The organism is Thermomonas flagellata (assembly GCF_022419185.1).
In the GTDB taxonomy this organism is placed as follows: Bacteria; Pseudomonadota; Gammaproteobacteria; order Xanthomonadales; family Xanthomonadaceae; genus Thermomonas; species Thermomonas flagellata.
In genome coordinates this window covers 62,378-87,277 of the sequence record NZ_JAJOZK010000001.1, presented here as the reverse complement: position 1 = coordinate 87,277, position 24,900 = coordinate 62,378, and the positions used below count along the sequence as shown (strand labels likewise).

At 71.3% G+C, this 24,900-nt stretch carries 21 protein-coding genes and 1 pseudogene; 2 read left to right on the top strand and 20 right to left on the bottom strand.

All coding sequences use genetic code 11. The features are described 5' to 3' along the window. Positions 1-25 precede the first annotated feature (25 nt). The 14 genes and pseudogenes from ML340_RS00385 to ML340_RS00320 form a co-directional block, all read right to left on the bottom strand. Positions 26-2,215: a carboxy terminal-processing peptidase gene (locus ML340_RS00385; protein WP_240095516.1), complete on the bottom strand. Its 2,190-nt coding sequence runs from the start codon at positions 2,213-2,215 to the stop codon at positions 26-28. Between the two features lie 157 nt (positions 2,216-2,372). Further along, positions 2,373-3,365: a lipoyl synthase gene (gene lipA, locus ML340_RS00380; RefSeq protein WP_240095514.1), complete on the bottom strand. Its 993-nt coding sequence runs from the start codon at positions 3,363-3,365 to the stop codon at positions 2,373-2,375. Then, on the bottom strand, positions 3,362-4,063 hold the full coding sequence (gene lipB / locus ML340_RS00375) for a lipoyl(octanoyl) transferase LipB (RefSeq protein WP_240095512.1): 702 nt from the start codon (positions 4,061-4,063) through the stop codon (positions 3,362-3,364). Before lipB ends, lipA begins: the two co-directional genes overlap by 4 nt. Continuing rightward, a complete protein-coding gene (locus ML340_RS00370) occupies positions 4,051-4,329 on the bottom strand; it encodes a DUF493 family protein (RefSeq protein ID WP_240095511.1) in 279 nt (92 codons plus the stop codon). Before ML340_RS00370 ends, lipB begins: the two co-directional genes overlap by 13 nt. Positions 4,330-4,393: 64 nt before the next feature. Then, a complete protein-coding gene (locus ML340_RS00365; protein ID WP_240095510.1) occupies positions 4,394-5,050 on the bottom strand; it encodes a CPBP family intramembrane glutamic endopeptidase in 657 nt (218 codons plus the stop codon). Positions 5,051-5,170: 120 nt separating this feature from the next. Then, positions 5,171-5,818: a hypothetical protein gene (locus ML340_RS00360; RefSeq protein ID WP_240095509.1), complete on the bottom strand. Its 648-nt coding sequence runs from the start codon at positions 5,816-5,818 to the stop codon at positions 5,171-5,173. A gap of 227 nt (positions 5,819-6,045) precedes the next feature. After that, positions 6,046-7,257, bottom strand: coding sequence for a D-alanyl-D-alanine carboxypeptidase family protein (locus tag ML340_RS00355; protein ID WP_240095508.1), 1,212 nt, complete (start codon positions 7,255-7,257; stop codon positions 6,046-6,048). A 79-nt stretch (positions 7,258-7,336) separates the two neighbouring features. Beyond that, a complete protein-coding gene (locus ML340_RS00350) occupies positions 7,337-8,530 on the bottom strand; it encodes a septal ring lytic transglycosylase RlpA family protein (protein ID WP_240095507.1) in 1,194 nt (397 codons plus the stop codon). Next, complete coding sequence (gene mltB, locus ML340_RS00345; protein WP_240095506.1) at positions 8,527-9,660, bottom strand: lytic murein transglycosylase B; 1,134 nt, start codon at positions 9,658-9,660, stop codon at positions 8,527-8,529. The genes ML340_RS00350 and mltB overlap by 4 nt, the downstream gene beginning before the upstream one ends. A 61-nt stretch (positions 9,661-9,721) precedes the next feature. Continuing rightward, a complete protein-coding gene (gene rodA, locus ML340_RS00340) occupies positions 9,722-10,849 on the bottom strand; it encodes a rod shape-determining protein RodA (protein ID WP_240095505.1) in 1,128 nt (375 codons plus the stop codon). Continuing rightward, positions 10,846-12,840 (bottom strand): penicillin-binding protein 2, encoded by a 1,995-nt coding sequence (mrdA, locus tag ML340_RS00335; protein WP_338064396.1) that lies wholly within the window; start codon positions 12,838-12,840, stop codon positions 10,846-10,848. Before mrdA ends, rodA begins: the two co-directional genes overlap by 4 nt. A 3-nt stretch (positions 12,841-12,843) precedes the next feature. Then, on the bottom strand, positions 12,844-13,323 hold the full coding sequence (gene mreD, locus ML340_RS00330; protein ID WP_240095504.1) for a rod shape-determining protein MreD: 480 nt from the start codon (positions 13,321-13,323) through the stop codon (positions 12,844-12,846). Between the two features lie 50 nt (positions 13,324-13,373). Then, positions 13,374-14,210 (bottom strand): annotated as a pseudogene (mreC, locus tag ML340_RS00325) (rod shape-determining protein MreC); the annotation flags it as partial. A gap of 88 nt (positions 14,211-14,298) precedes the next feature. Further along, entirely contained in the window at positions 14,299-15,342 is a 1,044-nt protein-coding gene (locus ML340_RS00320; RefSeq protein WP_240095503.1) for a rod shape-determining protein, read from the bottom strand. 208 nt (positions 15,343-15,550) lie between these two features. Between ML340_RS00320 and ML340_RS00315 the strand changes: the two genes are divergently transcribed. Further along, complete coding sequence (locus ML340_RS00315) at positions 15,551-16,486, top strand: carbohydrate kinase family protein (protein WP_240095502.1); 936 nt, start codon at positions 15,551-15,553, stop codon at positions 16,484-16,486. Between the two features lie 1,170 nt (positions 16,487-17,656). On the opposite strand, the gene ML340_RS00310 is transcribed toward ML340_RS00315, so the two are convergent. Genes ML340_RS00310 through ML340_RS00300 form a run of 3 tightly spaced genes read right to left on the bottom strand, consistent with a single transcriptional unit; the run spans position 17,657 to position 21,354 of the window. Continuing rightward, on the bottom strand, positions 17,657-18,379 hold the full coding sequence (locus ML340_RS00310; protein ID WP_240095501.1) for a hypothetical protein: 723 nt from the start codon (positions 18,377-18,379) through the stop codon (positions 17,657-17,659). Continuing rightward, positions 18,376-19,353, bottom strand: coding sequence for an alpha/beta fold hydrolase (locus ML340_RS00305; protein ID WP_240095500.1), 978 nt, complete (start codon positions 19,351-19,353; stop codon positions 18,376-18,378). Before ML340_RS00305 ends, ML340_RS00310 begins: the two co-directional genes overlap by 4 nt. A 6-nt stretch (positions 19,354-19,359) precedes the next feature. After that, a complete protein-coding gene (locus tag ML340_RS00300) occupies positions 19,360-21,354 on the bottom strand; it encodes a M1 family metallopeptidase (RefSeq protein WP_240095499.1) in 1,995 nt (664 codons plus the stop codon). A 118-nt stretch (positions 21,355-21,472) separates the two neighbouring features. On the opposite strand from ML340_RS00300, the gene ML340_RS00295 reads away from it, so the two are divergent. Further along, positions 21,473-21,727 carry a hypothetical protein gene (locus ML340_RS00295; protein ID WP_240095498.1) on the top strand — a complete coding sequence of 85 codons (255 nt, stop codon included), beginning with the start codon at positions 21,473-21,475 and terminating at the stop codon, positions 21,725-21,727. 18 nt (positions 21,728-21,745) lie between these two features. Here the strand turns inward: ML340_RS00295 and ML340_RS00290 are convergent, their stop codons facing one another. Genes ML340_RS00290 through hslU form a run of 3 tightly spaced genes read right to left on the bottom strand, consistent with a single transcriptional unit; the run spans position 21,746 to position 24,838 of the window. Beyond that, positions 21,746-22,621 carry a GGDEF domain-containing protein gene (locus tag ML340_RS00290; RefSeq protein WP_240095497.1) on the bottom strand — a complete coding sequence of 292 codons (876 nt, stop codon included), beginning with the start codon at positions 22,619-22,621 and terminating at the stop codon, positions 21,746-21,748. Between the two features lie 43 nt (positions 22,622-22,664). Further along, positions 22,665-23,432, bottom strand: a complete 768-nt coding sequence (gene ubiE, locus ML340_RS00285; protein ID WP_240095496.1) for a bifunctional demethylmenaquinone methyltransferase/2-methoxy-6-polyprenyl-1,4-benzoquinol methylase UbiE — start codon at positions 23,430-23,432, stop codon at positions 22,665-22,667. A 32-nt stretch (positions 23,433-23,464) separates the two neighbouring features. Then, the gene (gene hslU, locus ML340_RS00280) at positions 23,465-24,838 is read right to left on the bottom strand and encodes an ATP-dependent protease ATPase subunit HslU (protein ID WP_240095495.1); all 1,374 of its coding nucleotides are present in this window, start codon (positions 24,836-24,838) and stop codon (positions 23,465-23,467) included. Positions 24,839-24,900: the final 62 nt, after the last annotated feature.

Here is a 24,900-nt window from a genome sequence, read left to right as displayed (position 1 = left end):
CAAGCGCGACCGGCGTCCAGTGCGGTCAGTCGGTCCAGTGCCCGCTGGTGCGCGACTCCGGCAGCACCTGCGCGGCCAGCTTGGCGTCCGCACCGAGCAGGCCGATGGCATCGGCGAGGATCGCCGCGGACTCGTGCAGCAGCGGGTCCGGCGCATTCTTGGCCGCCTGCTCGCGCGCGGCGTCCTTGGCCACGTCGCGCTCGTCCGCGCGCAGGCCGTCGTCCTCGCGCTCGTCCAGCAGCGGGTCGCGCGCCAGCCCGAGCTGCTTGCGCAGCTCCGCGCGCTGCTTGCGCTGGGCATCGAACGCGTCGCGCTCGGCGCGGCGCTCGGCCTCGTTGAGCGAGACCGACTTCTTGGCGCTGTCCTCGCGGAACTTGCGCACGTCCTGCATCCACCACTGGAACTCGACGTCGTTGGCCACCCGCGCCTGGTGGCGCGCCTCCAGCGCCGGCAGCAGCGGGGTGAAGTTGCCGTAGCGCAGGTGCGGCACCGCCGCGATCCGGGTCCACGGCAGCGCGTTGTCGTAGGTGCTCTCGCCGAACTGGCTGGCGTCCACGCTGGCCGGGAAGCTCACGTCCGGCACCACGCCCTTGTTCTGCGTGCTGCTGCCGTCCGGGCGGAAGAACTGGGCGATGGTCAGCTTGACCTGGCCGTAGCGCGGCTGCTCGTTGGCCGGCCAGCGGTCGAGGTCGACCATGTTCTGCACCGTGCCCTTGCCGAAGCTGGTCTCGCCGATCACCAGCCCGCGCCCGTAGTCCTGGATCGCGCCGGCGACGATCTCCGAGGCCGAGGCCGAGCCGCGGTTGATCAGCACCGCCAGCGGGCCGTCCCAGGCGACGCCGGGGCGGCGGTCGCTCTCCACGCTGACCCGGCCGCCGGACTCGCGCACCTGCACCACCGGGCCCTGGTCGATGAACAGCCCGGTCAGCTCGACCGCCTCGCTCAGCGAGCCGCCGCCGTTGCCGCGCAGGTCGAGCACCACCCCGTCCACCTTCTGCTGGCGGAACTGGGCGAGGATGCGCGCCACGTCGCGGGTGGCGGAGGCGTAGTCGGACTCGTTGCGGCGGCGCGCTTCGAAGTCCTGGTAGAAGCCGGGCAGCTTGATCACCCCGATCCGGCGCGCCGGCTGGCCGCCGGAGGCGGGAATGGTGATGGTCTCGGCCTTGGCGCGCGCGTCCTCCAGCCGCACCTTGGCGCGGGTCAGGGTCAACAGCTGCGGCTTGCTGTCCAGCGGCGCCTCGGCCGGCACCACCTCCAGCCGCACCTGGGTGTTGGCCGGGCCGCGGATCAGCTGCACCACGTCGTCGGTGCGCCAGCCGACCACGTCCTTGAGTTCGCCCTTGCCGCCCTGGCCGACGCCGACGATGCGGTCGCCCGGCTTGAGCCGCCCGCTGAGCGCGGCCGGGCCGCCGGGCACGATCTCGCGCACCACGGTCACGTCGTCCTGGCGCTGCAGCACCGCGCCGATGCCCTCCAGCGAGTTGGAGATGCTGAGGTTGAAGTTCTCCGCGCTGCGCGGGGTGAGGTAGTCGGTATGCGGGTCGATCGACTCCGCATAGGCGTTCATGAAGGTCTGGAACACGTCCTCGTTCTTGATCCGGGCGATGTCCTCGGCGCTGGTGGCGTAGCGCTTGTCGAGGATCTTGCGGATCTCCTCCGGCGACTTGCCGGCCAGCTTCAGGCGCAGCCAGTCGTTCTTCACCGACTGCCGCCACAGCGCGTCCAGCGCGGCCGCGTCCGCCCACGGCGCGTCCTTGCGGTCGAATGCGAAGCGCTCGTCCTTGCCGAAGTCGAACCCGCCCTTGAGCTGCGCGCGCGCATAGGCCAGGCGCTCGGCCGCGCGCTGGCGGTACAGCGCGAAGATCGTCCATGCCGGGGCCACGTCGCCGCTGCGGATGGCATCGCCGAGGCGGTCCTGGTAGCGCGCGCCGAGGCTGGCCACGTCCTGCGCGGTGAAGAACATCTTGTTCGGGTCGAGCGCCTCCAGGTAGCGCTTGAACACCTCGCGCGAGAGCTGCGCGTCCAGCGGGCGCGGGCGGTAGGCGTAGCGGCTGTCCGACAGCAGGCCGTAGACCAGGCGCGCGGTGGTGGCCTGGTCGGGCGTGGGGCCGGCGGCGGTGGGGGCGACGGCGGTATCGGCGCGCGCCAGCAGCGCCAGCGGGGCGGTCAGGGCCAGGCCGAGAGCGAGGGCGAGCAGGGGGCGGGTCGGCTTCATCGGGGGGTCCGGCGGGCGGCACGGGGCGGGATGCCCGCGCATGCGACACCGACATAGTGCCGCAAGTTGCGCTGTCAAGGCGTGCAGGCCGCGAACCGCGCGGGCGGCGGTCAGCCGGCGTCCAGCCTGGCCCGGCAGGACCGGCCGGCGCGGCCGCTCAGCCCAGCCCGGCGGCCTGGCGGTCGGCGTGGTAGCTGGAGCGCACCATCGGCCCGGAGGCGACGTGGGCGAACCCCAACTCCTGCCCGTACGCGGCCAGCGCCTGGAACTCCTCCGGGGTCCAGTAGCGCAGCACCGGGTGGTGCGCCGGCGAGGGCTGCAGGTACTGGCCGATGGTGACCATGTCCACCGCGTGCGCGCGCAGGTCGCGCAGGGTCGCGTGCACCTGCTCCAGGGTCTCGCCGAGGCCGAGCATGATGCCGCTCTTGGTCGGGATGTCCGGATGCTGCGCCTTGAACCTCTGCAGCAGCTCCAGCGACCACGCGTAGTCGGCGCCGGGGCGCACGTTGCGGTACAGCGCCGGGACCGTCTCGATGTTGTGGTTGAACACGTCCGGCGGCGCCTGCGCCAGCACCTCCAGCGCGCGCTCCATGCGCCCCTTGCCGCGGAAGTCGGGGGTCAGGATCTCGATCCGGATGCCGGGGGCGGCCGCGCGCACCGCGCGGATGCAGGCGACGAAGTGCCCGGCGCCGCCGTCGCGCAGGTCGTCGCGGTCGACGCTGGTGATCACCACGTAACGCAGCCCCATCTGCGCGATCGTCTCCGCCAGCCGGCGCGGTTCGTCCGCGTCCAGCGGCAGCGGGCGGCCGTGGGCCACGTCGCAGAAGCTGCAGCGGCGGGTGCAGACCGCGCCCATGATCATGAAGGTCGCGGTGCCGTGGCTGAAGCACTCGTGGATGTTGGGGCAGCTGGCGTCCTCGCACACCGTGACCAGCCGCTGCGCGCGCAGGCGCCCCTTGAGCGCCTGCACCGCGTTGCCGCTCGGCAGCCGCACCCGGATCCAGCCGGGCTTGCGCAGCACCGGTGCCGGCGCGAACTCCACCGGCGAACGCGCGATCTTGTCCTGCGCCCGCTGCGGCACCCCGGGCGCGGGCGCGCCGCCGGCGTCGTCGACCACGGCCAGGGGGATGCTGCGGGGGGCTTGGCTCATGCCGCGATTATCGCAGAGTCGGCCGCGCCCGCCTGCCAGTCGATCCCGAACTGGCGCCCAAGCTGCGCCACCAGCACCGGCTTGACCGCCTCCAGCGACGACGGCCCGCCGAGGTCGGCCAGCGCCACCACCTGCAGGCCGGCGTAGCCGCAGGGGTTGATCCGCGCGAACGGCGGGGTGCTCTCGCCGGTGATGTTGAAGGCCAGCCCGTGGAAGCTGCAGCCGCGGCGCACGCGGATGCCCAGCGAGGCGATCTTGGCGCCGTTGACGTAGACCCCGGGGGCGCCGTCGCGGCGCGCGGCGCCGATGTTCCACTCGGCCAGGGTGTCGATCACCGCCTGCTCGATCCGGCACACGTAGTCGCGCACGCCGAGCTTCAGGCGCTTTAAGTCCAGCAGCGGATAGGCCACCAGCTGGCCGGGGCCGTGGTAGGTCACCTGGCCGCCGCGGTCCACGTGCAGCACCGGGATCTCGCCCGGCATCAGCACGTGCTCCGGCTTGCCGGCCTGGCCGAGGGTGAACACCGGCTCGTGCTCGACCAGCCACAGCTCGTCCGGGGTGTCCGCGCCGCGCGCATCGGTGAACGCCTGCATGGCGCGCCAGACCGGCGCGTAGGGCCGGCGCCCGAGGTCGCGCACCACGCCGGTAGCGGGCCCCTGCACGGGCGCGCCCGCGCAGGCCGCGCTCACAGCGTCCACTTCACTTCCGGGTGGTCGCGCAGCGCCTGGTGCGCGCGCTCGTACTCCTCGCGCGAGCGCGCGCGGAAGGCGATCCGCACCGAGACGTACTTGCCGCTGGACGAATGCCGCCAGCTGACACTTTCGTGCAGAACGTCGATCCCAGCCTCCAGCAGGTGCTGCGGCAACACCGCCTCCAGATGCTGGTCGGCGGCCCCCATCGCCGACAGCTCGAAGGTGCCGGGGAACTGGAAGCCGTGTTCGGGATTGTCGGAATGGATGGCCATGCCCGCGATGATGGGGGCGCCGCCGGCGCGGCTCAAGTACCGCCCGCAAAGAGCCAGGCGCGAGCTATCCGGCAAACTTCAAAACCTCTGCCAACAAATTACTCGCGAAATGCATCGCGACACACACCCACAAATTACGGGTACGTAACCACAAGAAAGTCACGACGCAGGAGAAGGCGAGATAGTCGACCAAGCGGCCAAACTGGAACCACGCTGACCCTGAATCCGAGAAAAGCAGATGCCCCCAAGCGAAGCCGAAGCATGCAACGAACAGCCGCAGCGGCAACGCCCGCCCATTCCACTGCGGCCCAAGCAACCAAGCGCGATACGCCGCTTCCTCCGCCATCGGCGCGACCAACAGAACATAGAAATACTTCTGCCAGCCAGCCATCCCCTCCATCCAACCGGCATCACTGGGAAACGGGCCCGCATGCAAAAACAAGTTCCACCAGCACGCCGAAAACACCAGAACCGGGATCAAGCCACCAAGCAACATCCGCCACATTCCCGCAGCGGGAAAATGCAGTCCGTGCGGAGACGGATAGTGCAGTCGCAGCCCTTGCACGGCCGCCGCCAAGAACGCAACCATGGACACGACCAGCAGCAAGGCGAAAGCCATCGCTCCAGCAGCACCGGAGCGATGGAGAAATAGCATCGAAAAGGGGCTAAGCAGATCGCCCAGCAGCAGGAGCGCAACGATTAGCCATCGAAGAACGGCCATCAATTCACCGCGTCAGTCGCAATCCGCTCCGCTGTCGGCTCAGTGAGGCCGAAGCATGGCAGGCCCTCAGCCCCGACCAACCCGAGCTAGGCCCGCATTAGCGCCGATTCTTTTAGTTCGTTAGTTCGTCCACCCCCACCAGGTGTAATACCCGTGCTCTGGCGGCGGCGGCGGTGGTTCCGGCGGCACCGCGCAGCCCGCGCCCCGATTGGCAGCCTGGGAAGTTTTAATGGCGCCGTAGAGCAGCATTAAACCACACGCGACGCCTTTGGCTTTACTGCCTGAACGCGCGGCCAATTTGCATACTTCCTCGGCCTGATCAACCGCCAGCCTGGCTTCTACGACATCCTCAAATGCAGCCACACATTCTTCATGGGATGGAGGCCGTGGCGCCGGCGGAACCCCTGGCGGCCTTTTTTGAAATAGCTCGAAAAAGAACTGGTCATCGTAACCAGGATACCAGCCAGAAAACATTGGATCGCAGCCAACAAAGTTGCAATACTCACGCGGCCCATTCAAGGAGTGCGAATCCCCCCTGCTTTCAGCATACAGCGACACTCCTCCGCGCATGAAATAGAAATCTAACTGACTATTGATGTACCCCTGGAGCGCTGAATCGTACCTTGAAGCCTCAGCAACCACATCACTCAGCCCGACTTGGAAGCTTCCCGATTCGGTATTCACCAGCATTCCACCGGAGGCCATATCGATGACTGCTGAGCCGAACGGAGCCTTGATCTCACCAAAACCAAAAGCACCATCGATCAAGAAAAATCGTTCGTCTCCATTCGCCTCAAATATAGTCTCCCCCCCCCCACTGCTGCCCGAACACCTGAGTAGACATACAGACACAAATCAGTCCAACCGCGAGTCGCAGCCCGGCCTTCTGTTTAATGTGCGTCATCTCTGGTCACCCCTAGCATTGCCCTTATGGGCATTAGCAAGCTAAGGCATCGACCCTAGAGTGTCATGCTGCAACGCAGCCCGATCGGGCCTCAGCCCTGCCACCACAGCAGCAGCGCGTCCCACAGGCGGCGGAAGAAGCCGCCCTGCTCGACCGCGGCCAGCGCCACCAGCGGCGCCTGCGCGACCGGCTTGCCGTCGAGGGTGACCTTGACCGTGCCCAGCCGCTGGCCCTTGGCGATCGGCGCCACCAGCGACTTCGGCAGGTCCATGCTCGCCTTCAGGCGCGCGTACTGGCCGCGCGGGGTGGTCACCAGCAGCGGCTGCGCGACCCCGACCGGCACCGTGCGCGCCTCGCCCTTCCACACCTTGGGCGTGGCGAGCGGCTTGCCCGGGCCGTACAGGGCATGCGTCTCGAAGAAGCGGAAGCCCCAGTTCAGCAGCGCCTGCGAATCCACCGCGCGCTGGTTCTCGCTGCTATCGCCCATCACCACCGTGATCAGGCGCATGTCGCCGCGCTTGGCCGAGGCCATCAGGCAGTAGCCGGCACTGGAGGTGTGCCCGGTCTTGATGCCGTCCACCGACGGGTCACGCCACAGCAGCAGGTTGCGGTTGGGCTGGGTGATCGGGCCGACCGTGAATTCCTTGATCTTGTTGTAGCTGTAGGCGACCGGGAAGTCGCGGATCAGCGCGCGCCCGAGCAGGGCCAGGTCGTAGGCGGTGGTGAGATGGCCCTCGGCGGACAGCCCGTGCGGGTTGACGAAGTGGGAGTTCTTCATCCCGAGCTTCTTGGCATAGGCGTTCATCAGCTGCGCGAACGCCTGCTCGCTGCCGGCCACGTGCTCGGCCAGCGCGATCGCGGCGTCGTTGCCGGACTGCACCACCATGCCCTTTTCCATCTCCACCAAGGGCGCGGTCTTGTTCACCTCGAACCCGCTGTAGCTGCCGTCGGTGCCGGCGCCGCCGGTGCGCCAGGCGTGCTCGCTCATCAGCACCGGGTCGTCCGGCTTGATCTTGCCGGCGGCCATCTCCGCGGCGATCACGTAGCTGGTCATCACCTTGGTGATGCTGGCCGGCTCGACCGGCGCGTGGATGTTCTCGCCGGCCAGCACCTGGCCGGTGGCGTAGTCCATCACCAGCCAGGCCTTGCTGACCTTGGGCGCCGGTGCCTCCGGGATCGGCAGGCTGTCGCTCAGCGCGGCCGGGCGCGCCGGGGCGGGCGCCGGGGCTTGGGCGAGGGCGAGGCCGGCGGCGAGGACGAAGGCGGCGCTGGCCAGGGCGGGGACGGCAAGGCGGGAGGGCATCGGGGACGGCTCCGGGCGCGCGCGGCGGCGCGCGGTCAAAGGACGGGATTGTAAGGCGCGGTGGGCGCCCGCCGCGGCATCACTCGCGCACGCGCAGCGGCGGGCCGAAGCCCAGACCGGCGAGGCGGGCGCGGAGTTCCGCGACCTGCGCCTCCGGCACCGGCCCGATCCGCAGCCGCCACAGCCGGCGCCCGCCGAGCTCGGCGTCGCGCACGCTGGCCCCGGCGATCGCCGCCTGCGCCAGCCGCTGCTGGGCCTGGCGCGCGGCGTCCTCGCTGGCATAGCTGGCGACCTGCAGGACCACGCCGGCCTCCGCCGCTGCCGCGGCCTGCGCGGCAGGCGCTGTCGCCGCGACCGGCGTGGGTGCCGGATCGGCCGGCCGGCCGCGGGCCACGCGGATCCCGCGCGCACGCATCCACGCCTCGAATTCATCCGCGCTGCGCGCCTGCCCGTCCGGCGCGCGGGCCTCGAACCGCGCTGCCGCCTGGGCCGAAGCCGGAGCCGGGACCGGCGGGTCGCCGGCGGCGCTGGCCGCAGGTCCGGTGGCGGCGGCGGGGCCGGCCTGCGCGACCCAGCGGTCGAGCCCGCTGGGCGCGGCGTCCGCCGGCGGCGCGTCCTCCGGGACCAGCGCCTCCACCCGCACCCGCGCGGTGCCGCGCTCGCGGTAGCCGAGCTTGACCGCGGCGGCGTAGCTGAGGTCGATCAGGCGGTCGGAATGGAACGGGCCGCGGTCGTTGATGCGTACGATCACCGACTTGCCGTTGTCCAGGTTGGTCACCCGCGCGAAGCTCGGCAGCGGCAGGCTGCGATGCGCGCCGGTAAAGGCGTACATGTCGTACACCTCACCGCTGGAGGTGCGGCGGCGGTGGAACTTGGTGCCGTAGTACGAGGCCAGCCCCTCCTCGACGTAGCCGTGCTCGGAATCCAGCACCCGGTAGCGCTTGCCGAGCACCACGTAGTCGCGGTTGCCGGTGGCGGCGCGCGGCTCGGCGCGCACCTCCGGCTCCGGGATGGCGTCCACGTCCGGGATGTCGGCGGGCACGGTGTCCGGCTCGCCGGGGCGGAACAGGCCGCCGGCCACGTAGTCGCCGCGCTTGGACGGGTCCTCCTGCGCCGGCGCGTAGGGCGAGACCTTGCGCGCCGGCTGCGCCGGCACCGGCGGCGGGGTCGGCACGTGCACCAGCGGGCCGGGCGTGCGGGTACCGTGGGGGGTCGCACAGGCCGCCAACACCAGCGGCAGCAGCGCCCCCGCCAGGCGCCAGCCGCGCGTCATGCCCCGCCGCTCCGCGGCCCGGCGATCGCCTGCGCCAGCTGGTACACCGCGGTGGCGTACAGGCGCGAGACGTTGTAGGCGGTGATCGCGCGGAAATTGTTGTACACGATCCAGTATTCGGGGCCGTCCGCGCCGTCGAGGGTGATCAGGGTCACCGGCTGGCCGCCGTCCAGGTGCAGCACCGCCGCCGGATCCGCGGCGCGGTAGCCCTGCGCCTGCAGGCCCGCCAGCGACTGGTCGAGGGTGACCGCGTTGCCGGGATTGGCGAAGGCCGCGGCGTCCCGGGCGCGCAGCGCGCGCGCCATCACCGGCCCGCCGCGCTGCCACTGGCCCTTCTTCGCGAAGTAGTTGGCGACCGAGGCGAACACGTCGTCGAGGTCGCCGAACAGGTCGCGCCGGCCGTCGCCATCGCCGTCCACCGCGTACTGGCGGTAGCTGGAGGGCATGAACTGGCCCCAGCCCATTGCCCCGGCATAGCTGCCCTTGAGCGCGGTGATGTCCAGCCCCTCCTCCTTGCCCAGCGCGAACAGCTGCGCCAGCTCGTCGCGGAAGAAGGCCTGCCGCCGGTTCTCGTACTCGACCCGGGCCGGATCGCCGCTGCGCGGATAGGCGAAGGCCAGGGTGTACAGCGCATCCAGCACCGGCCAGTTGCCCTGGTTGCGGCCGTAGCTGGTCTCCACCCCGAGGATGGCGACGATGATCTCCTTGGGCACGCCGTAGCGGTCCTCGACCCGCTGCAGGGCGGCGCGGTGCGCCTCCAGGAAGGCACGCCCGTCGTCAATCCGCTTGGGCTGGATGAAGATCGGACGGTACTCGCGCCAGGGTTTGGCCTCGGCCGGGCGCGCCATCGCCCGGATCACGCCCTCGCGGATCTGGGCGCGGGCCAGGGTCGCCTCGATCTGCGCTGCCGGGATGCCGAAGCGCTGCGCGGTCTCGCGCACGAACGCCGCGCGTGCGGCCGCCAGATCCGCGGGCGCCGGCATTGCCGGTGGCGGTGGCGCGACGGGGCCCGGCGCGGCTGCGGGAGCGGCGGTCGGCGCGATGGCACCGGCGCGGGCCGGTTTCGGCGGGGTCACCGCGCAGGCCGCCAGGGCCAACGCGGCGATCGGGGGCAGGACGCGGCGGATCATCGGCGCGAGGGTAGCACGCGGCCCCGGCGCGACCCGAACCGCGCATTCAGCCAGTGGGGCCTCAGCGATGCACCGGGCGGTGCGCGCGCACTGCCATCACCACCCCGAACCCCAGCAGCAGCGTGACCGGCGCGGTGCCGCCGTAGCTGAGCAGCGGCATCGGCACCCCGACCACCGGCAGCAGGCCGGAGACCATGCCGCCATTCACCAGCACGTACACGAACAGGGCCAGGCCCAGCGCCGCGGCCAGCAGGCGGCCGTAGCCGTCGCGCGCCTCGGCCGCGATCCACAGGCAGCGGCCGATCACGAACAGGTACAGCGCCAGCACCAGCACCACCCCGAGCCAGCCGAAATCCTCGGCCAGCACCGAGAACACGAAGTCGGTGGTGTGCTCGGGCAGGTAGTTCAGGTGCGACTGGGTGCCCTGCCCCCAGCCCTTGCCGGCCAGCCCGCCGCCGCCGATCGCGATCTTGCTCTGGATGATGTTCCAGCCGGCGCCCATGGGGTCGTTCTCCGGGTTGCGGAACATCAGCAGGCGCTCCTGCTGGTACGGGCGCAGGAAGCCCATCCATTCCACCGGCGCCAGCATCACGAACGCGAACGCGCCCAGCCCGGCGATCCCGGCGCTGGCGAACCACCACCACGACACCCCGGCCAGGAACAGCACGATCACGCCGCTGGCCAGCACCAGCACCGCGGTGCCGAGGTCGCGCTGCAGCAGGATCAGCCCGACCGGCAGCGCGATCACCGCCAGCGCCTGCGCCAGCACCGGCAGCCGCGGCGGCAGCCGATGGCGGTCGAACACCCAGGCCAGCATCATCGGCAGGGTCAGCTTGGCCAGCTCGGCCGGCTGCACGTTGAAGACCCCGAGGCTGATCCAGTGGTTGCCGTACTTGCCCTTGCCGATCACCAGCACCAGCAGCAGCGGCACGATCGAGGCGGCGTAGATCGCCGGGGTGAACTGCCTGAGCAGCGGCAGCGGCAGGCGTGCGGCCACCCACAGCCCGGCCAGGCCGACCGCGAAATAGGTGGACTGCGCCAGCACCACCCGCAGGGAGCCGTTGCTGGCGCTGTACAGGGTGGCCAGGCCAATGCCCATCAGCACCAGCAGCGCCGCCAGCAGCGGCAGGTCGAACGGCGCCAGCAGCCGCCGCGCCAGGTCCAGCAGCCAGCGCAGCAGCCATCTCATCGCCGTTCTCCGCTGGCGGCGGCAGGCGGCGTCCGGCCCGATGCCTGCGGCGCGGGCATAACCGGGGTTGCGTCCGGGCTGCCCCGCACATTGCTGAAGTCCGGCTTGGCGGCGGCCTCGCCGGTGTCGGTGGCCTCCGGCGCCGGGAACTTGCCGAGCAGCCAGGCGTCCAGCACCTTGCGCGCGATCGGCGCCGCGCTGGAGGCCCCGTAGCCGCCGCCCTCGACCGCGACCGCGATCGCGATCTGCGGGTCCTGCGCCGGCGCATACGCGATGAACAGCCCGCGGTGGCGCAGGTTGAGCGGCAGGCTGCGCGGGTCGAGCGCGGCGGTGCCGCGCCGGCTGATCACCTGCGCGGTGCCGGTCTTGCTGGCGATCAGGTAGGTCAGGCCGGCGCGGATGTTGGTCGCGGTGCCGGGGCCGTGCACGGTGCCGATCATGCCCTCGCGCACCGCCTGCAGGTGGTCGGCACGCTCGCTGATCCGGCGCGGCGGCGCCAGCGGCACCGGCTGCCACGGCGCGGTCACGCCGGCGCGGGTGTCCTTCACCAGGTGCGGGCGGCGCAGCCAGCCGCCGTTGCCGAGCGCCGCGGTGCCCTGCGCCAGCTGCAGCGGGGTCACCTTCCAGAAGCCCTGGCCGATGCCGGTGATGACGGTGTCGCCCGGGTACCACTTGCCCTGGCGCGGCGCGTTCTTGGCCTTCCATTCCGGCGAGGGCAGGATGCCGGCGGTCTCGCCGGCGAGGTCGACCCCGGTCGGCGCGCCGAAGCCGTAGCGCGCCAGGTATTCGTCCAGGCGCTGGATGCCGAGGTCGAGCGCGAGCTTGTAGTAGTAGGTGTTGACCGACTCGTAGATCGACTTGCGCAGGTCGGTCCAGCCGTGCCCGCCGCGGTGGGAGTCGCCGTAGCCGCGGCTTTGCCCCGGCAGGTAGAACATGCCGGTGGAGAGCACCTTGTCCTCCGGCGTGCGCAGGCCGCTGTCCAACCCGGCCAGCCCGATGAACGGCTTGATGGTGGAGCCGGGCGCGACCCCGCCGAGCACCGCGCGGTTGAACTGCGGGCGCGAGGGGTTCTCGACCAGCGCGCGGTAGGCGGCGTGGCTGATGCCGTTGACGAACAGGTTGGGGTCGAACGCGGGCAGGCTGACCATCGCCAGGATCTCGCCGGTGCGCGGATCGAGCGCGACCGCGGTGCCCTCCAGGTCGCCGAACGCCTGCACCATCGCCCGCTGCAGGTCGAGGTCGATCGAGAGCCGCAGGTCGGTGCCGGGCACCGCCGGCACGGTGTCGAGCACGCGCACGGTGCGCCCGGCGACATTGGTCTCCAGCCGGCGGTAGCCGGGGCGCCCGCGCAGCTGGGCGTCGTAGTAGCGCTCCAGCCCGGTCTTGCCGATGTGGGTATAGACCGCGCCGGCCGGCCCGAGCGCGGCCAGGTCCTTCTCGTCCACCCGGCCGACATAGCCGATCACGTGCGCGAACAGCTCGCCGTAGGGGTACACCCGGTTCAGGTAGGGCACCAGCTCGACCCCGGGGAAGCGCCAGCGGTCGACCGCGAAGCGCGCCGCCTCCTCGTCGCTCAGCTTGAGCTTGACCGTGACCGGCTGGAACGGGCGCGCGGCGCGGTAGTCGCGCAGGAAGCGCTCGGCCTGCTCGTCGTCGATCGCCACCACCGTGCGCAGGCGCTGCAGCAGGGCGGCGCCGTCGCCGGCGCGCTCGGGCACCGCGTCCAGCCGCCAGGCGGAGACGTTCTCGGCCAGGATCCGCCCCTTGCGGTCGTAGATCAGCCCGCGCGCCGGCACCACCGGCACCAGCCGCAGGCGGTTGGCGTCGGAACGGGTGGCGAACTCGGCGTGGCGCACCACCTGCAGGTGGAAGTACCAGCCGGCCAGCGCCAGCATCCCGGCCAGCACCAGCAGGAACCCGGCCAGCGCGCGCGCGCGCAGCAGGCGCGCCTCGCCGGCGTGGTCCTTGAGCGGGCGGGACGCGCGCGCCACGGCTCAGCCCCGCCGCTGCAGGCGCAGCGCATCCAGCACCAGCCGCAGCGGCGGCCACAGCAGCATGCCGACCAGCGGCGCGATCCAGAACGTCCACGGCAGCAGCACCGCGCCCACCACCAGGTGGATGGCGAGGCTGACCACGCGGTCGTTGAACAGCAGCACGCCGATCGCCAGCGCCTGCTGCGAGACCGGGAAGAAGCGCAGGCGCGCACGGAAGCGCTCGAGGATGAAGGTCAGGATGGTCAGGCGCATCGCCTGCTCACCGAGCAGCCCGCCATAGGCGAGGTCGGCCGCCAGCCCGAGCAGGAACGCCGCGCCCAGCCCGACCTTGGCCGGCGCCTCCAGCACCCAGTAGGCCAGCACCAGCGCCAGCCAGTACGGGCGCAGCGGCTGCAGCACGCCCGGCAGCGGCACCAGTCCGAGCAGGATCGCCAGCAGCAGGCTGACCGGCAGCACCCACGGGTTGCGCGCGCGGCTCATCGCGGCGCTCCGGCGCGGGCCGCCGGCGACGGCGGCGGGGCCGGCGGCGGCGGGCGGTAGCCGCGCAGCAGCAGCACGTCGCGGCCGCGGTCGAGCTGCGCGGCCGGGGTCACGTCCGCCTCCAGGAAGGCGCGGCTGTCGTCGGTGCGCAGCCTCCCCAGGGTGCCGACCGCGAAGCCGGCCGGGAAGCGCCCGCCCAGCCCGGAGGTCAGCAGCACATCGCCCTCGCGCACATCCGCCGACAGCGGGATGTCGGCCGCGCGCAGCAGGTCGCTGCGGCCGCTGCCGTACACCATCACCCGTACCCCGCTGCGCGCGACCATCGCCGGCAACGCGTGGTCGGGGTCGGTGATCAGCAGCACGTGCGCGCTGGAGGGGGTGACCGCGGTGACCTGCCCGAGCAGGCCGCCGGCGTCGATCACCGCCTGCCCGACGCGCACGCCGTCCGCACTGCCGGCATCCAGCACCAGGCGCTGGCGGGTGGGGTCGAGGTCGATGTCGAGGATGCTGGCCAGCTGCACGTCCAGGCGGTTGCGCTCGGCGCCGCCGAGCAGCGCGCGCAGGCGCGCGTTCTCCGCCGCCGCCGCCTGCAGGCGCGCATTGCGTGCGGCCTGCAGCAGCAGCGCGTTGCGCAGCACGCGGTTGTCTTCGGCCAGCTGCGCGCGGCTGGCCAGGTTCTCGCGCACGCCGGCGCCGATCCGCCCCGGCAGCTCGGCCAGCCACCACAGCGGCTGCACCGCGACCTCGGCGTGGGTGCGCAGCGCGCGCAGCCAGCCGCCGCGGTGGTCGAGCAGCATCAGCACCGCGGCCAGCACCAGGTAGGCCAGCAGCCGCAGCACGTCGGTGACGTCACCGGGGCGGGCGGCGGGGGGTCCGGCGCGGGACATGGGCGGGCGGGAGTGACCTGACGCGGCGGGAGGCGGATGGGGCGCGGACGGCGCGTGCCGCCCGCGCGGGACGGGCGCAGGCCCGCGCTCAGTCCGGGGTGAAGAACTCGTTGCCGTGCATGTCCACCAGTTCCAGCGCCCGCCCGCCGCCGCGCGCGACGCAGGTCAGGGGATCGTCCGCCACCTGTACGTGCAGGCCGGTCTCCTCGCTGATCAGGCGGTCGAGGTCGCGCAGCAGGGCGCCGCCGCCGGTCAGCACGATGCCGCGCTCGGCCACGTCCGCGCACAGCTCCGGGGGGGTCTGCTCCAGCGCCAGCTTGACCGCGGAGACGATCCCGGCCAAGGGTTCGCGCAGCGCCTCCAGCACCTCGTTGGAGTTGATGGTGATGATCTTGGGCACGCCCTCGGCGAGGTGGCGGCCGGAGATCTCGACCTCGCGCACCTGCTGCTGCGGGTAGGCGTTGCCGAGATCCAGCTTGATCCGCTCGGCGGTGGCATCGCCGATCAGCATGCCGTGGTGGCGGCGCACGTAGTTGATGATGGCCTCGTCGAAGCGGTCGCCGCCGATCCGCACCGACTGCGAGTAGACGATGCCGTTGAGCGCGATCACCGCGACCTCGGTGGTGCCGCCGCCGATGTCCACCACCATCGAGCCGCGCGCCTCGGTCACCGGCATGCCGGCGCCGATCGCGGCGGCCATCGGCTCCTCGATCAGGTACACCTCGCGCGCGCCGGCCTCCTCGGCCGACTCCTTGATCGCGCGGCGCTCGACCTGGGTGCTGCCGGCCGGCACGCACACCAGCACCCGCGGGCTGGGGCGCAGGATGCGGCTCTTGTGCACCTTGCGGATGAAGTGCTTGAGCATCTCCTCGGTATAGGTGAAGTCGGCGATCACGCCGTCCTTCATCGGCCGCACCGTGGTCATGTGGCCGGGGGTGCGGCCGAGCATCTGCTTGGCCTCGCTGCCGACCGCCGCCACCGCCTTGGCGCCGCCGCCGCGGTCCTGGCGCACCGCCACCACCGACGGCTCGTTGAGGACGATGCCCTGGCCGCGCACGTAGATCAGGGTGTTGGCGGTGCCGAGGTCGATCGAAAGGTCGCTGGAGAAATAGCGCCCGAGGAACTTGAACATGCGGGAAGGCTGCCGGCTGGGGGAGGACGCCGCGCGCGGGGGAACGCGGGAAGGGGACGGGGCCCGGCGCCTGGGGCATGGCCGCCGGGGGCGGTTAGCCTAGCAACCGCGCCGGGGGCGGGCAACAAAACCGCGCCCGAGGCTGGCCGGGGGCGGGCCGGGACGCTACCCTGTGCGGCCGTCCGTCTGCCCGCCCCGAGACCTGCGCATGGCTGCCCTGATCTGCGGCTCCCTGGCCTACGACACCATCATGGTGTTCCCCGACCAGTTCAAGAACCACATCCTGCCGGACAAGGTGCACATCCTGAACGTGTCCTTCCTGGTCCCGCGGATGCGCCGCGAGTTCGGCGGCTGCGCCGGCAACATCGCCTACAACCTCAAGCTGCTGGGCGGCGAGCCGATCCCGATGGCGACCGTCGGCGGGGACTTCGGCCCCTACCGCGAGTGGTTCACCGAGCAGGGCATCACCCTCGCCCACGTGAAGGTGATCGAGGAGCTGTTCACCCCGCAGGCCTTCATCACCACCGACCACGACAACAACCAGATCACCGCCTTCCACCCCGGCGCGATGATGCGCAGCCACGAGAACCATGTGAAGGACGTGCCGGGCGTCACCATCGGCATCGTCAGCCCGGACGGCTACGAGGGCATGCTGCAGAACGCGCGCGAGTTCGCCGAGGCCGGCATCCCGTTCATCTTCGACCCCGGCCAGGCCATGCCGCTGTTCAACGGCGAGGAACTGCGCCGCTTCATCGAGCTGGCCGACTACGTCTGCGTCAACGACTACGAGTCCAACCTGCTGCAGCAGCGCACCGGCTGGGGCGAGCGCGAGATCGCCGCGCGGGTCAAGGCCTACATCACCACCCGCGGCCCCAAGGGCGCGGAGATCCACGCCGGCGGCACCACCCACCGCATCCCGCCGGCGCACGAGCGGCGGGTGGTCGACCCCACCGGCTGCGGCGACGCCTTCCGCGCCGGCCTGCTGTTCGGGATCGAGAAGGGCTACGACTGGGAGACCATCGGCCGCATGGGCAACCTGATGGGCGCGCTCAAGGTCGAGCACCCGGGCACCCAGAACCAGCGCTTCGACTACGCCGAGTTCGCCGACCAGTTCCGCCAGCAGTTCGGCTACGCGCTGGCCTGAACAACCGGCCTTGCTTATTCAATAAGCAATCCCCGGCGCATGCGCCGGGGATGCCATCTTGCGTTCGGCCCAATTCACCCCGAAAACCAGTTTTTTGCCCACGCAAGCAATATTGGCGCCAGGAACGCCGCATAGGCCACCCGCTTCAACAGCTTAGCCTCCGGCCGATCGGGCAGCATCCGCAGCGCTAGCACCAGCAACACCCCGTAAACCAATATCATCATCAACGCAACCCAAGGACACGTTGCGATCATATCGTCACCACCTCCCCGGCCCGGGATATGGGGCTCTGCAATCAACACTTGCGTCCGCCCAATTGTCAAGCTCCCAGAAGAAGGTCGCAGCAGCGACACCGCAATGTGGCGGCTGTGGCAACTGTCGCGCTTGTCGGACAGAGCACGACAGCACCAATCGCAGCCCCGGCCATGTAAAAAGCGCTGTTGACGGCATCATCGCAACGGCTCTTCCGCCAGCGATCCCAGTCCCTTCTGTCTTTTCCATCCTGCGTATTCGGCGCGCCGTATGCCAGGAAAGTGAGGGAATAACCACCCCAGCCAAACTCCGTGAAATCCGACACGCCTGTCCAATATGAGCTGAGCCCAGGGTCATGCCAGCAATCGTTGTCTACCGACAAGCAGCCCGTGTCTGAGCCCCATTGCGAAAAAGCAGAAGGGAAGTCGTCTGACGTCAGCGTGATCGCGCGCGCAGGGGCTTCAAGTGTGGCGCGGAAACGGGTCCGGATTGCACCGGCTAGCGCTGCATCCCCATGACTCATAGCAAGCAGGGCAGCATCAAGATCTATATCCTGCACCCCCCGCCCATTGTTGACGGAGATTTTGCTCCGTCTGTCGTCAAGCAAAAGAGTCAGCCCGTTGTTGAATCGCACCTACATAACTCGCTCTTGACCGGGCCGAATTGTGGCTGATCCGCCCCCTCGCTAGATGCAACAGCAGTTTGCGCACCTGCTTGCCCGGCAACGGCCAATAGCAACAATCCCGATGAGACTCGCGCCATCATCGTAAATTACCCGTTGTCAGAATGCCCCCTGCATCTGCACCCTACCACAACCGGCCCAAACTCTGCGCGTCGGTATTGAAAAGGCGCCTGCAGCCGGAGAGCCCTCTTGTGCGCCTTGTGCGCCAGGCTGAGGCGGGGCATGCATGAGCGCCTTCAGTTCCACTTCGGCAGCCGGGCCGGGTCCAGGCCGCCGACCTCGAAGGTCGCGCTGCGGCGGCCGACCGCCTTGGTCGGGAATTCGATGGTCAACTCGCGGCCGGACTTGGCGAGCTTCCACAGGCCCTTCCAGTCCTCGATGAACATGGCGATCGCCTCGTCGGTCTTCGGGCGCGAGCCGGGTAGGGTGTGGGCCTGGCCGTCCAGCGTGACCTTGAGCCGGCAGCCGCGGTAGCAGTCGAAGTCGCCGGCCTGCAGCACCAGGTAGGCGCTGCGGCCCCAGCTGGGATGGTCGCGGAAGATCAGCCGCACCGGGTGCGCGCCGCGGCCGTCGGTGTCCACCGGCCGCTGCGAATAGATCGCGGCCGAGCGCTGGCGCCCGCCGGGCACGGCGATGTCGTCGTAGCTCCACAGCGCGGCCAGCCGGCGCTGCTGCGCCTGCGCCTCGGCCTTGGCGCGCAGCCCGTCCAGCCGCGGCTTGACCCGCGCCGCGGCGGCGCTGGCCGGATGCTCGGCCAGCAGCACCTCGGCATAGCCCTTGGCCAGCCGCCAGTCCTGCGCCTGCTCCGCGGCCTCGAGCTTGGCCTCCAGCTCGGCCGCGGCCTGCGCCTGGGCGGCGGCCTGCGCGGCGGCCTGGGCCGCCTGCGCCGGGTCCGGCCCGCGCTGGCAGGCTGCCAGCAGCAGGCACAGCCAAAGTCCCGCGCTGCGTGGGGTGTTCATGCCGTCCTCCGCGGCGGCGCCGCGGCCGCCATCCAGTCCAGTATTGCCGCCGCTACGTCGCGCGGTCGCTCCATCAGGCTCATGTGCCCGCAGTCCTCGAGCAGCACCTGGCGCGCCTGCGGCAGGCGCGCGGCATAGGCCGCCAGCGCGCTCGGGTCGACCACGGCGTCCGCGCGGCAGCCGAGCAGCAGCACCGGCTGCCGGATCGCGGCCGCCTCCTCGCCCGGCTGCAGCGCCTCCGGCCCGCGCCCGATCGCGTCCAGCACCGCCTGCTCGAAGCCTGAGTCCGCGCGCCGGCGCGCGATGTAGGCGGCCGCGGCCGGCCACGGGATCCACGGGCGCGCGCGGCGGACGTGGAAGACGGTATCGAGGTAGCACCGCAGCGACGCGGCGTCCTCCACCGCGAACGGATTGGCGCCGGCTTGCACTGCGCGCCCGAAGGCGTTGTCGGCGAAGCGCACGCCGGCGGCGTTCAGCAGCCCGAGCATGGCCACCCGCTGCGGCGCGCGCGCGGCCACCAGCGCGGCGATGCCGCCGCCCATCGAATGCCCGAGCAGCACCACCGGCTGCTGCGGGCAGAGCCAGGCCAGGAATTCGGCGACCCGCGCGGCCTGCGCCGAATAGCCGTAGTCCTCGCCGCGCCGGCGCTCGCTCTCGCCCCAGCCGGGCAGGTCCGGGACCAGCACGCGGTGGCGGCGGCCGAGCGCGCGCACCAGCGGGTACCAGTTCTCCTTGCTGCCGGTGAAGCCGTGCAGCAGCACCAAGGGCGGCGCCGCCGGATCCCGCCCCGGGCGCTCCGCATACACCCAGCGCCAGCCGCCGATGCGCAGGCTGCGGCGGCGGCAGCCGGCGCGCCAGCGCTGCAGGGCGAACGCCGCGCGCACCAGCCGGTACGGCTCGCGCGCCAGCGCGACCGCGAGCAGCAGCAGCGCGGTCAGCGCCAGCACCAGCGCGAGCTGCGCCAGCAGCGCCATCGGCCGTCAGTGGGTCTGCGCGGGCGCCGGCGCCGGATCCACCGGATGCAGCCCGGGCGGGACCTCCGCGCGCGCCGGGGCCTGCGGCGAGGCCTGCGCGATCAGCGCCTCGACCGAGCCGGTGGTGATCGGGTGGTAGCCCGGGCGCGCCTTGGCGAACACCGCCTTGGCGAACGCCAGCCCGTCCGGGGTCGCCACCAGCGCCTTGTAGATCGGCAGGATCAGCTTGCGCCGCCCGACCCGCTCCAGGAACTGGCCCATCGCCGGGCGCGCGGCGGCATAGCCGCTGCGCTCGGCCAGCGGGTACCAGCGCATCGCGATCTCGCCGTTCGGGGTGCCGGTGAAGTGGTAGGCGGCATCCAGCTGCGCCAGCTGCTCCGGCTTCAGGGTCGCCGGCATGCCCTCCAGGAAGTGCACCCACTCCTGGGTGCTCCACGCGCCGGTGATCGCCGGCGCCGGCAGCTGGCCGCTGCCCTGCCAGGCGATGCGCGCGGCGTCCACCGTGCTGAAGCGGCGCGACTCCACCTGCGGGGCGTCGGCCGGGATGCCCGGCGCGTACAGCCACTGGTCCACCTCCTGCAGGCTGACCTTGCCCGGGTATTTGTCGAGCAGGTGGGTCTTCAGGTAGTCGCGGAACTGCGCGGTGGTGATGCTCTGGAACGCGAAGTGGTCGAAATAGCCCTTGAGGAAGGCGTCGAACGCCTCGCGCCCGAAGCGCTGCTCGAGGAACTGCAGGAACCACGCCCCCTTGGTGTACACGGTGGCGCTGGACTGGTCGTCGGGGTCGGCCAGGGTGCCGGGCTTGAGCGAGAGCCGCTGCAGCTCGGGGCGCAGGGTCTTGTATTCCTGCTTGAGCTCGTCGCGGTCGATCACTTGCTCCATGTCGGCCATGTCCTTGCCGTACAGCGCCTCGGTCAGGCGGCCCTGCACATAGGTGGTGAAGCCCTCGTTGAGCCAGGCGTCCTTGTCGGTGGCGAAGGTGACCAGGTTGCCCGACCAGCTGTGCGCCAGCTCGTGCGCGACCAGCGACACCAGCGACTTGTCGCCCACGATCACGGTCGGAGTGGCGAAGGTCAGGCGCGGGTTCTCCATGCCGCCGTAGGGGAAGCTCGGCGGCAGCACCAGCAGGTCGTAGCGGCCCCAGCGGTACGGGCCGTACAGCGACTCGGCGGTCTCGATCATCTTCTCGGTGTCGGCGAACTCGGCGGTCGCCTTGTCCACCATCGCCGGCTCCGCCCACACCCCGCTGCGCGCGGAGATCGGCTTGAACACCAGGTCGCCGGCCGCGATCGCCAGCAGGTAGGACGGGATCTTCTGCGGCATCTTGAAGTGGTAGTCGCCGTCGCGCGCCGCGTTCGGGTCGTTGTCGGCGCTCATCAGCACCATCGCGTCCTTCGGCGCGGTCACGTGCGCGCTGTAGGTGAAGCGGATCTGCGGCGTGTCCTGCAGCGGCACCCACGAGCGCGCGTGGATCTGCTGCGACTGGCTGAACATGAACGGCTGCTTCTTGCCCTCGGTCATCGCCGGCTCCAGCCACTGCAGGCCGGAGGCCTGCGGCGAGGTGGCATAGGTGACCCGGATCTGGCGCGGGTGCGACGGGGCCTCGATGGTCAGCTTGCTGCCGAGGACCGGATCCTTGGGCGCGAGGCTGAAGCGCAGCGGCGTCCACTGGCCGTCGGCCCCCAGGCCCTCGGCCTTGTCGATGGTCAGGTCGCGGGTGTCCAGCACCAGCGCCGGCGCGGACTTGTCCAGCCAGTCGAGGGTGTAGGTGGCGGTGCCACGGATGACCTTGTGGTCGAAGTCGATCGCCAGGTCGAGCGCGAGGTCGGTGGTGCGGACCTTGTCCGGCTGGGCGTAGGAATGCTCGTCCACGATGCGCTCCTGGGCGGTGGCGGGGCGGGCGGCGGGCGGGGTGGCCGCGGCCGGCGCGGGCGCGCGTTCGCAACCGGCGAGCAGCCCGAGCGCGGCGGCAACGGAAACCGAGAGGAGCATCGGACGCATGGGGGATACCTGCGGGCGGGGAAGCGCCCAGTGTAGCGCCCGACCCCGCGGCCGGCGGGCATGACCTTGGTCGTGCTGACGTGTGGCACTGCCCGGCGCACGCGTCCGGCGCGCGCCTATGTCCTGCCGCCAGCTGCCCGGATTCGAGGGCAGCCGGGTGCAGCGCGACCCCGCGCGCCATCCGCCCGGGGTCGACGCGCGCAGCCGCGACTGGGCCGGGCAGCTGGTGTACTCCTACAAGGTCGATCCGCGCACCGCGCTGTACGCCGGCGGCAGCTACGGGGCGTTCATGGACGACGGCAACCCCGACCTGTTCGGCAACGCCCGCAGCCTGTTCCTCAAGCTCAGCTGGGGCTTGCAGCCCGCGGCGTGAGCCACGGGCGGGACGCGCTCAGGCCGGCTGCTGCGCCTGCGGCGACAGCGCGCCGCCCGAACCGGGCGCCGCCCGGCGCGCCTTGTCCGCGTACATCGCCTCGTCGGCGCGCCGGTACAGGGCCGCGAAGTCCTCCCCGGGGCGGCGTTCGGCGATGCCCGCGCTGAAGCGGATCGGCGGCTGCTCGCCCGCCAGCTCCGCGGCCCAGCGCGCGAGCACGGCGCGGGTGTTGTCCGCGTTGGCCTGCATCCCGAGCAGGAACTCGTCCCCGCCCCAGCGGCAGATCCAGTCCTGCGGGCGCATCCGCGCGCGCAGGCGCTCCGCGGTGGCGACCAGCAGCCGGTCGCCCGCCTGGTGCCCTTCGCGGTCGTTCACCTGCTTGAAGCCGTCCAGGTCGATCAAGACCAGGCAGAACGGATCGGCATGCGCCCCGGCCGGCGCCGCCAGCTCCGCCCGCGCTTCGACCCCGCGGCGGTTGAGCAGCCCGGTCAACGGGTCGTGCGAGGCGAGGTGCTCGAGCTGGCGCAGGCCGTCGTCCAGGCGCCGCAGGTTGCGGTTGAGGCCGCGCCCCAGCGCGGCCAGTTCGTCGGCGCCGGATTCCGGCAGATTGGGCAATTCCCGCCGCAGATCGTAGGCATCCAGCGCGCGCACGGCCGCGCGCAGCGGCGCCAGCAGCCGGTGCAGCAGCACCAGGGTGAACCCGAACCCGACCAGGGTCGCCGCCAGCGCGACCAGCACGACGTGCACCAGCAGCACGTCCCGGCCCCAGCCGCGCGCCAGGCTCCAAACCAGCAGCGCCAGCAGCGGCACGTGGGTGCCGAAGAACGCGACCGCGAAGATCTTCGCGGTGTAGGAGCGCCTCAGCACCCCGAGGAACTTGCCCGCCGCCAGCATGTCCGCGCCCCCCGCGCTCCCATCCGGCCTACCCGTCGCCAGCTTACCCGACCGCGTAGCCAGTGTGGATCGCCACGATCCCGCCGCTGAGGTTGCGGTAGCCGCAGCGCGCGAACCCGGCCGCCTCCATCATCGCCTGCAGTTCGCGCTGCGGCGGATGGCGGCGGATCGACTCGGCCAGGTACTGGTAGCTGTCGGCGTCGTCCGCCAGCAGCCGCCCCAGGCGCGGCAGCACCTGGAACGAATGGAAGTCGTACAGCGGGCGGAACCAGCCGGCGGTGACCTGCGAGAACTCCAGCACCCGCGCCTGCCCGCCGGGGCGCAGCACCCGCCGCATCTCGCGCAGGGCGGCGTCCTTGTCGGTCACATTACGCAGCCCGAACGCGATCGTGACCAGGTCGAAGCAGGCGTCCGGGAACGGCAGCGCCTGCGCGTTGCACTGCACGTAGTCCAGCCCGCGCACGCGCCCGCGGTCGGTCAGGCGGTCGCGCCCGACCCGCAGCATGTCGCCGTTGATGTCGCCGAGCACCACCCGCCCGCGCGCGCCGACCCGCGGCTGCAGCAGGGCGGCGATGTCGCCGGTGCCGCCGGCCAGGTCGAGCACGCAATCGCCCTGCTGCACCGGCGCGGTCGCCACGAAGTGGCGCTTCCACAGCCGGTGGATGCCCAGCGACATCGCATCGTTCATCAGGTCGTACTTGCCGGCGACCGAGGAGAACACCGCCCCGACCAGCTTCTGCTTGTCCGCCACCGGCACCTCGCGAAAGCCGAAGTGGGTGGTGCCCTTGTCGGTGTCGCCGTGCGCGTCCATGCCGCGATTATGGCCCCGTCCGGGCGCGCGCGTCACAGGATGTAGCGGCTCAGGTCCGGATCCTGCACCAGCGCGCCCAGGCGCGCATCGACGTAGGCGCGGTCGATGGTGACGCTGCCGCCCTTGTCCGGAGCCTCGAAACTCAGCGGCTCCAGCAGCCGCTCCAGCACGGTGTGCAGGCGGCGCGCGCCGATGTTCTCCTGGCGTTCGTTGACGTGCGCGGCGATCTCGGCGATCCGCTCCACCCCGTCCGCGGTGAACGCGAGGCTCACCCCCTCGGTCGCCAGCAGCTCCACGTATTGGCGGGTCAGCGCGGCCTTGGGTTCGGTGAGGATGCGCACGAACTCGTCCTTGCCGAGCGCGTCCAGTTCCACCCGGATCGGGAAGCGGCCCTGCAGCTCCGGGATCAGGTCGGACGGCTTGGCCAGGTGGAACGCGCCGCTGGCGATGAACAGGATGTGGTCGGTCTTCACCGGGCCGTACTTGGTGCTCACCGTGCTGCCCTCCACCAGCGGCAGCAGGTCGCGCTGCACGCCCTCGCGGCTGACGTCGGCGCCCATGCCCTCGCTGCGCTTGGCGACCTTGTCGATCTCGTCGATGAACACGATGCCGTGCTGCTCGCAGGCCTCGATCGCGGCCTCGCGCACCTCGTCCTCGTTCACCAGCTTGCCGGCCTCCTCCTCGACCAGCAGCGGGCGCGCGGCGGCGATGGTCATGCGCTTCTTGTGGGTCTTGCCGCCGGAGAGCTGGCTGAACATCTGGCGCAGCTGCTGGCCCATTTCCTCCATGCCGGGCGGGGCCAGGATGTCCACGCCAAGCTGGGTGCTCAGATCCAGCTCGATCTCGCGCGCGTCCAGCTCGCCGGCGCGCAGCTGCCGGCGCAGCTTCTGCCGGGTCGCGGACTCCTGCGCCGACGGTTCGGCGCCGATGTCGATGGTGGCGGCCTGCGCCGGGTTGAAGCCGAACGCGGGCGCGGCCTCGCGCTTGGGCAGCAGCGCGTCGAGGAGGCGCTCCTCGGCGCGCTCCTCGGCCTGGGTGCGCACGCGCTGCTTGGCCTGCGCGCGGTACAGCTTCACCGCGGTGTCGGCCAGATCGCGGATGATCTGCTCCACGTCCTTGCCGACGTAGCCGACCTCGGTGAAGCGGGTGGCTTCCACCTTCACGAACGGCGCGTTGGCCAGCGTGGCCAGGCGGCGCGCGATCTCGGTCTTGCCCACGCCGGTGGGGCCGATCATCAGGATGTTCTTCGGCATCACCTCGTTGCGCAGCTCCGGCGGCAGCTGCGCGCGCCGCCAGCGGTTGCGCAGGGCGATCGCCACCGCGCGCTTGGCGGCGTGCTGGCCGACGATGTGGCGGTCGAGTTCGGCGACGATCTCGCGCGGGGTCATGGAGGAGGAATCGGTCATGTCGGATGTCCTGGAGGCGGCGCACCGAGGGCAGACCGATCAAGTCGCTCCCCGATACTCGC

What these genes read in the sequence shown, in the direction of transcription:
- ML340_RS00385 (WP_240095516.1), bottom strand. Translation starts at nt 2,215, where the DNA reads ATGAAGCCGACCCGCCCCCTGCTCGCCCTCGCTCTCGGCCTGGCCCTG.
- lipA (WP_240095514.1), bottom strand. Translation starts at nt 3,365, where the DNA reads ATGAGCCAAGCCCCCCGCAGCATCCCCCTGGCCGTGGTCGACGACGCC.
- ML340_RS00370 (WP_240095511.1), bottom strand. Translation starts at nt 4,329, where the DNA reads ATGGCCATCCATTCCGACAATCCCGAACACGGCTTCCAGTTCCCCGGC.
- ML340_RS00365 (WP_240095510.1), bottom strand. Translation starts at nt 5,050, where the DNA reads ATGGCCGTTCTTCGATGGCTAATCGTTGCGCTCCTGCTGCTGGGCGAT.
- ML340_RS00355 (WP_240095508.1), bottom strand. Translation starts at nt 7,257, where the DNA reads ATGCCCTCCCGCCTTGCCGTCCCCGCCCTGGCCAGCGCCGCCTTCGTC.
- ML340_RS00350 (WP_240095507.1), bottom strand. Translation starts at nt 8,530, where the DNA reads ATGACGCGCGGCTGGCGCCTGGCGGGGGCGCTGCTGCCGCTGGTGTTG.
- mltB (WP_240095506.1), bottom strand. Translation starts at nt 9,660, where the DNA reads ATGATCCGCCGCGTCCTGCCCCCGATCGCCGCGTTGGCCCTGGCGGCC.
- rodA (WP_240095505.1), bottom strand. Translation starts at nt 10,849, where the DNA reads ATGAGATGGCTGCTGCGCTGGCTGCTGGACCTGGCGCGGCGGCTGCTG.
- mreD (WP_240095504.1), bottom strand. Translation starts at nt 13,323, where the DNA reads ATGAGCCGCGCGCGCAACCCGTGGGTGCTGCCGGTCAGCCTGCTGCTG.
- ML340_RS00320 (WP_240095503.1), bottom strand. Translation starts at nt 15,342, where the DNA reads ATGTTCAAGTTCCTCGGGCGCTATTTCTCCAGCGACCTTTCGATCGAC.
- ML340_RS00315 (WP_240095502.1), top strand. Translation starts at nt 15,551, where the DNA reads ATGGCTGCCCTGATCTGCGGCTCCCTGGCCTACGACACCATCATGGTG.
- ML340_RS00310 (WP_240095501.1), bottom strand. Translation starts at nt 18,379, where the DNA reads ATGAACACCCCACGCAGCGCGGGACTTTGGCTGTGCCTGCTGCTGGCA.
- ML340_RS00305 (WP_240095500.1), bottom strand. Translation starts at nt 19,353, where the DNA reads ATGGCGCTGCTGGCGCAGCTCGCGCTGGTGCTGGCGCTGACCGCGCTG.
- ML340_RS00300 (WP_240095499.1), bottom strand. Translation starts at nt 21,354, where the DNA reads ATGCGTCCGATGCTCCTCTCGGTTTCCGTTGCCGCCGCGCTCGGGCTG.
- ML340_RS00295 (WP_240095498.1), top strand. Translation starts at nt 21,473, where the DNA reads ATGTCCTGCCGCCAGCTGCCCGGATTCGAGGGCAGCCGGGTGCAGCGC.
- ML340_RS00290 (WP_240095497.1), bottom strand. Translation starts at nt 22,621, where the DNA reads ATGCTGGCGGCGGGCAAGTTCCTCGGGGTGCTGAGGCGCTCCTACACC.
- ubiE (WP_240095496.1), bottom strand. Translation starts at nt 23,432, where the DNA reads ATGGACGCGCACGGCGACACCGACAAGGGCACCACCCACTTCGGCTTT.
- hslU (WP_240095495.1), bottom strand. Translation starts at nt 24,838, where the DNA reads ATGACCGATTCCTCCTCCATGACCCCGCGCGAGATCGTCGCCGAACTC.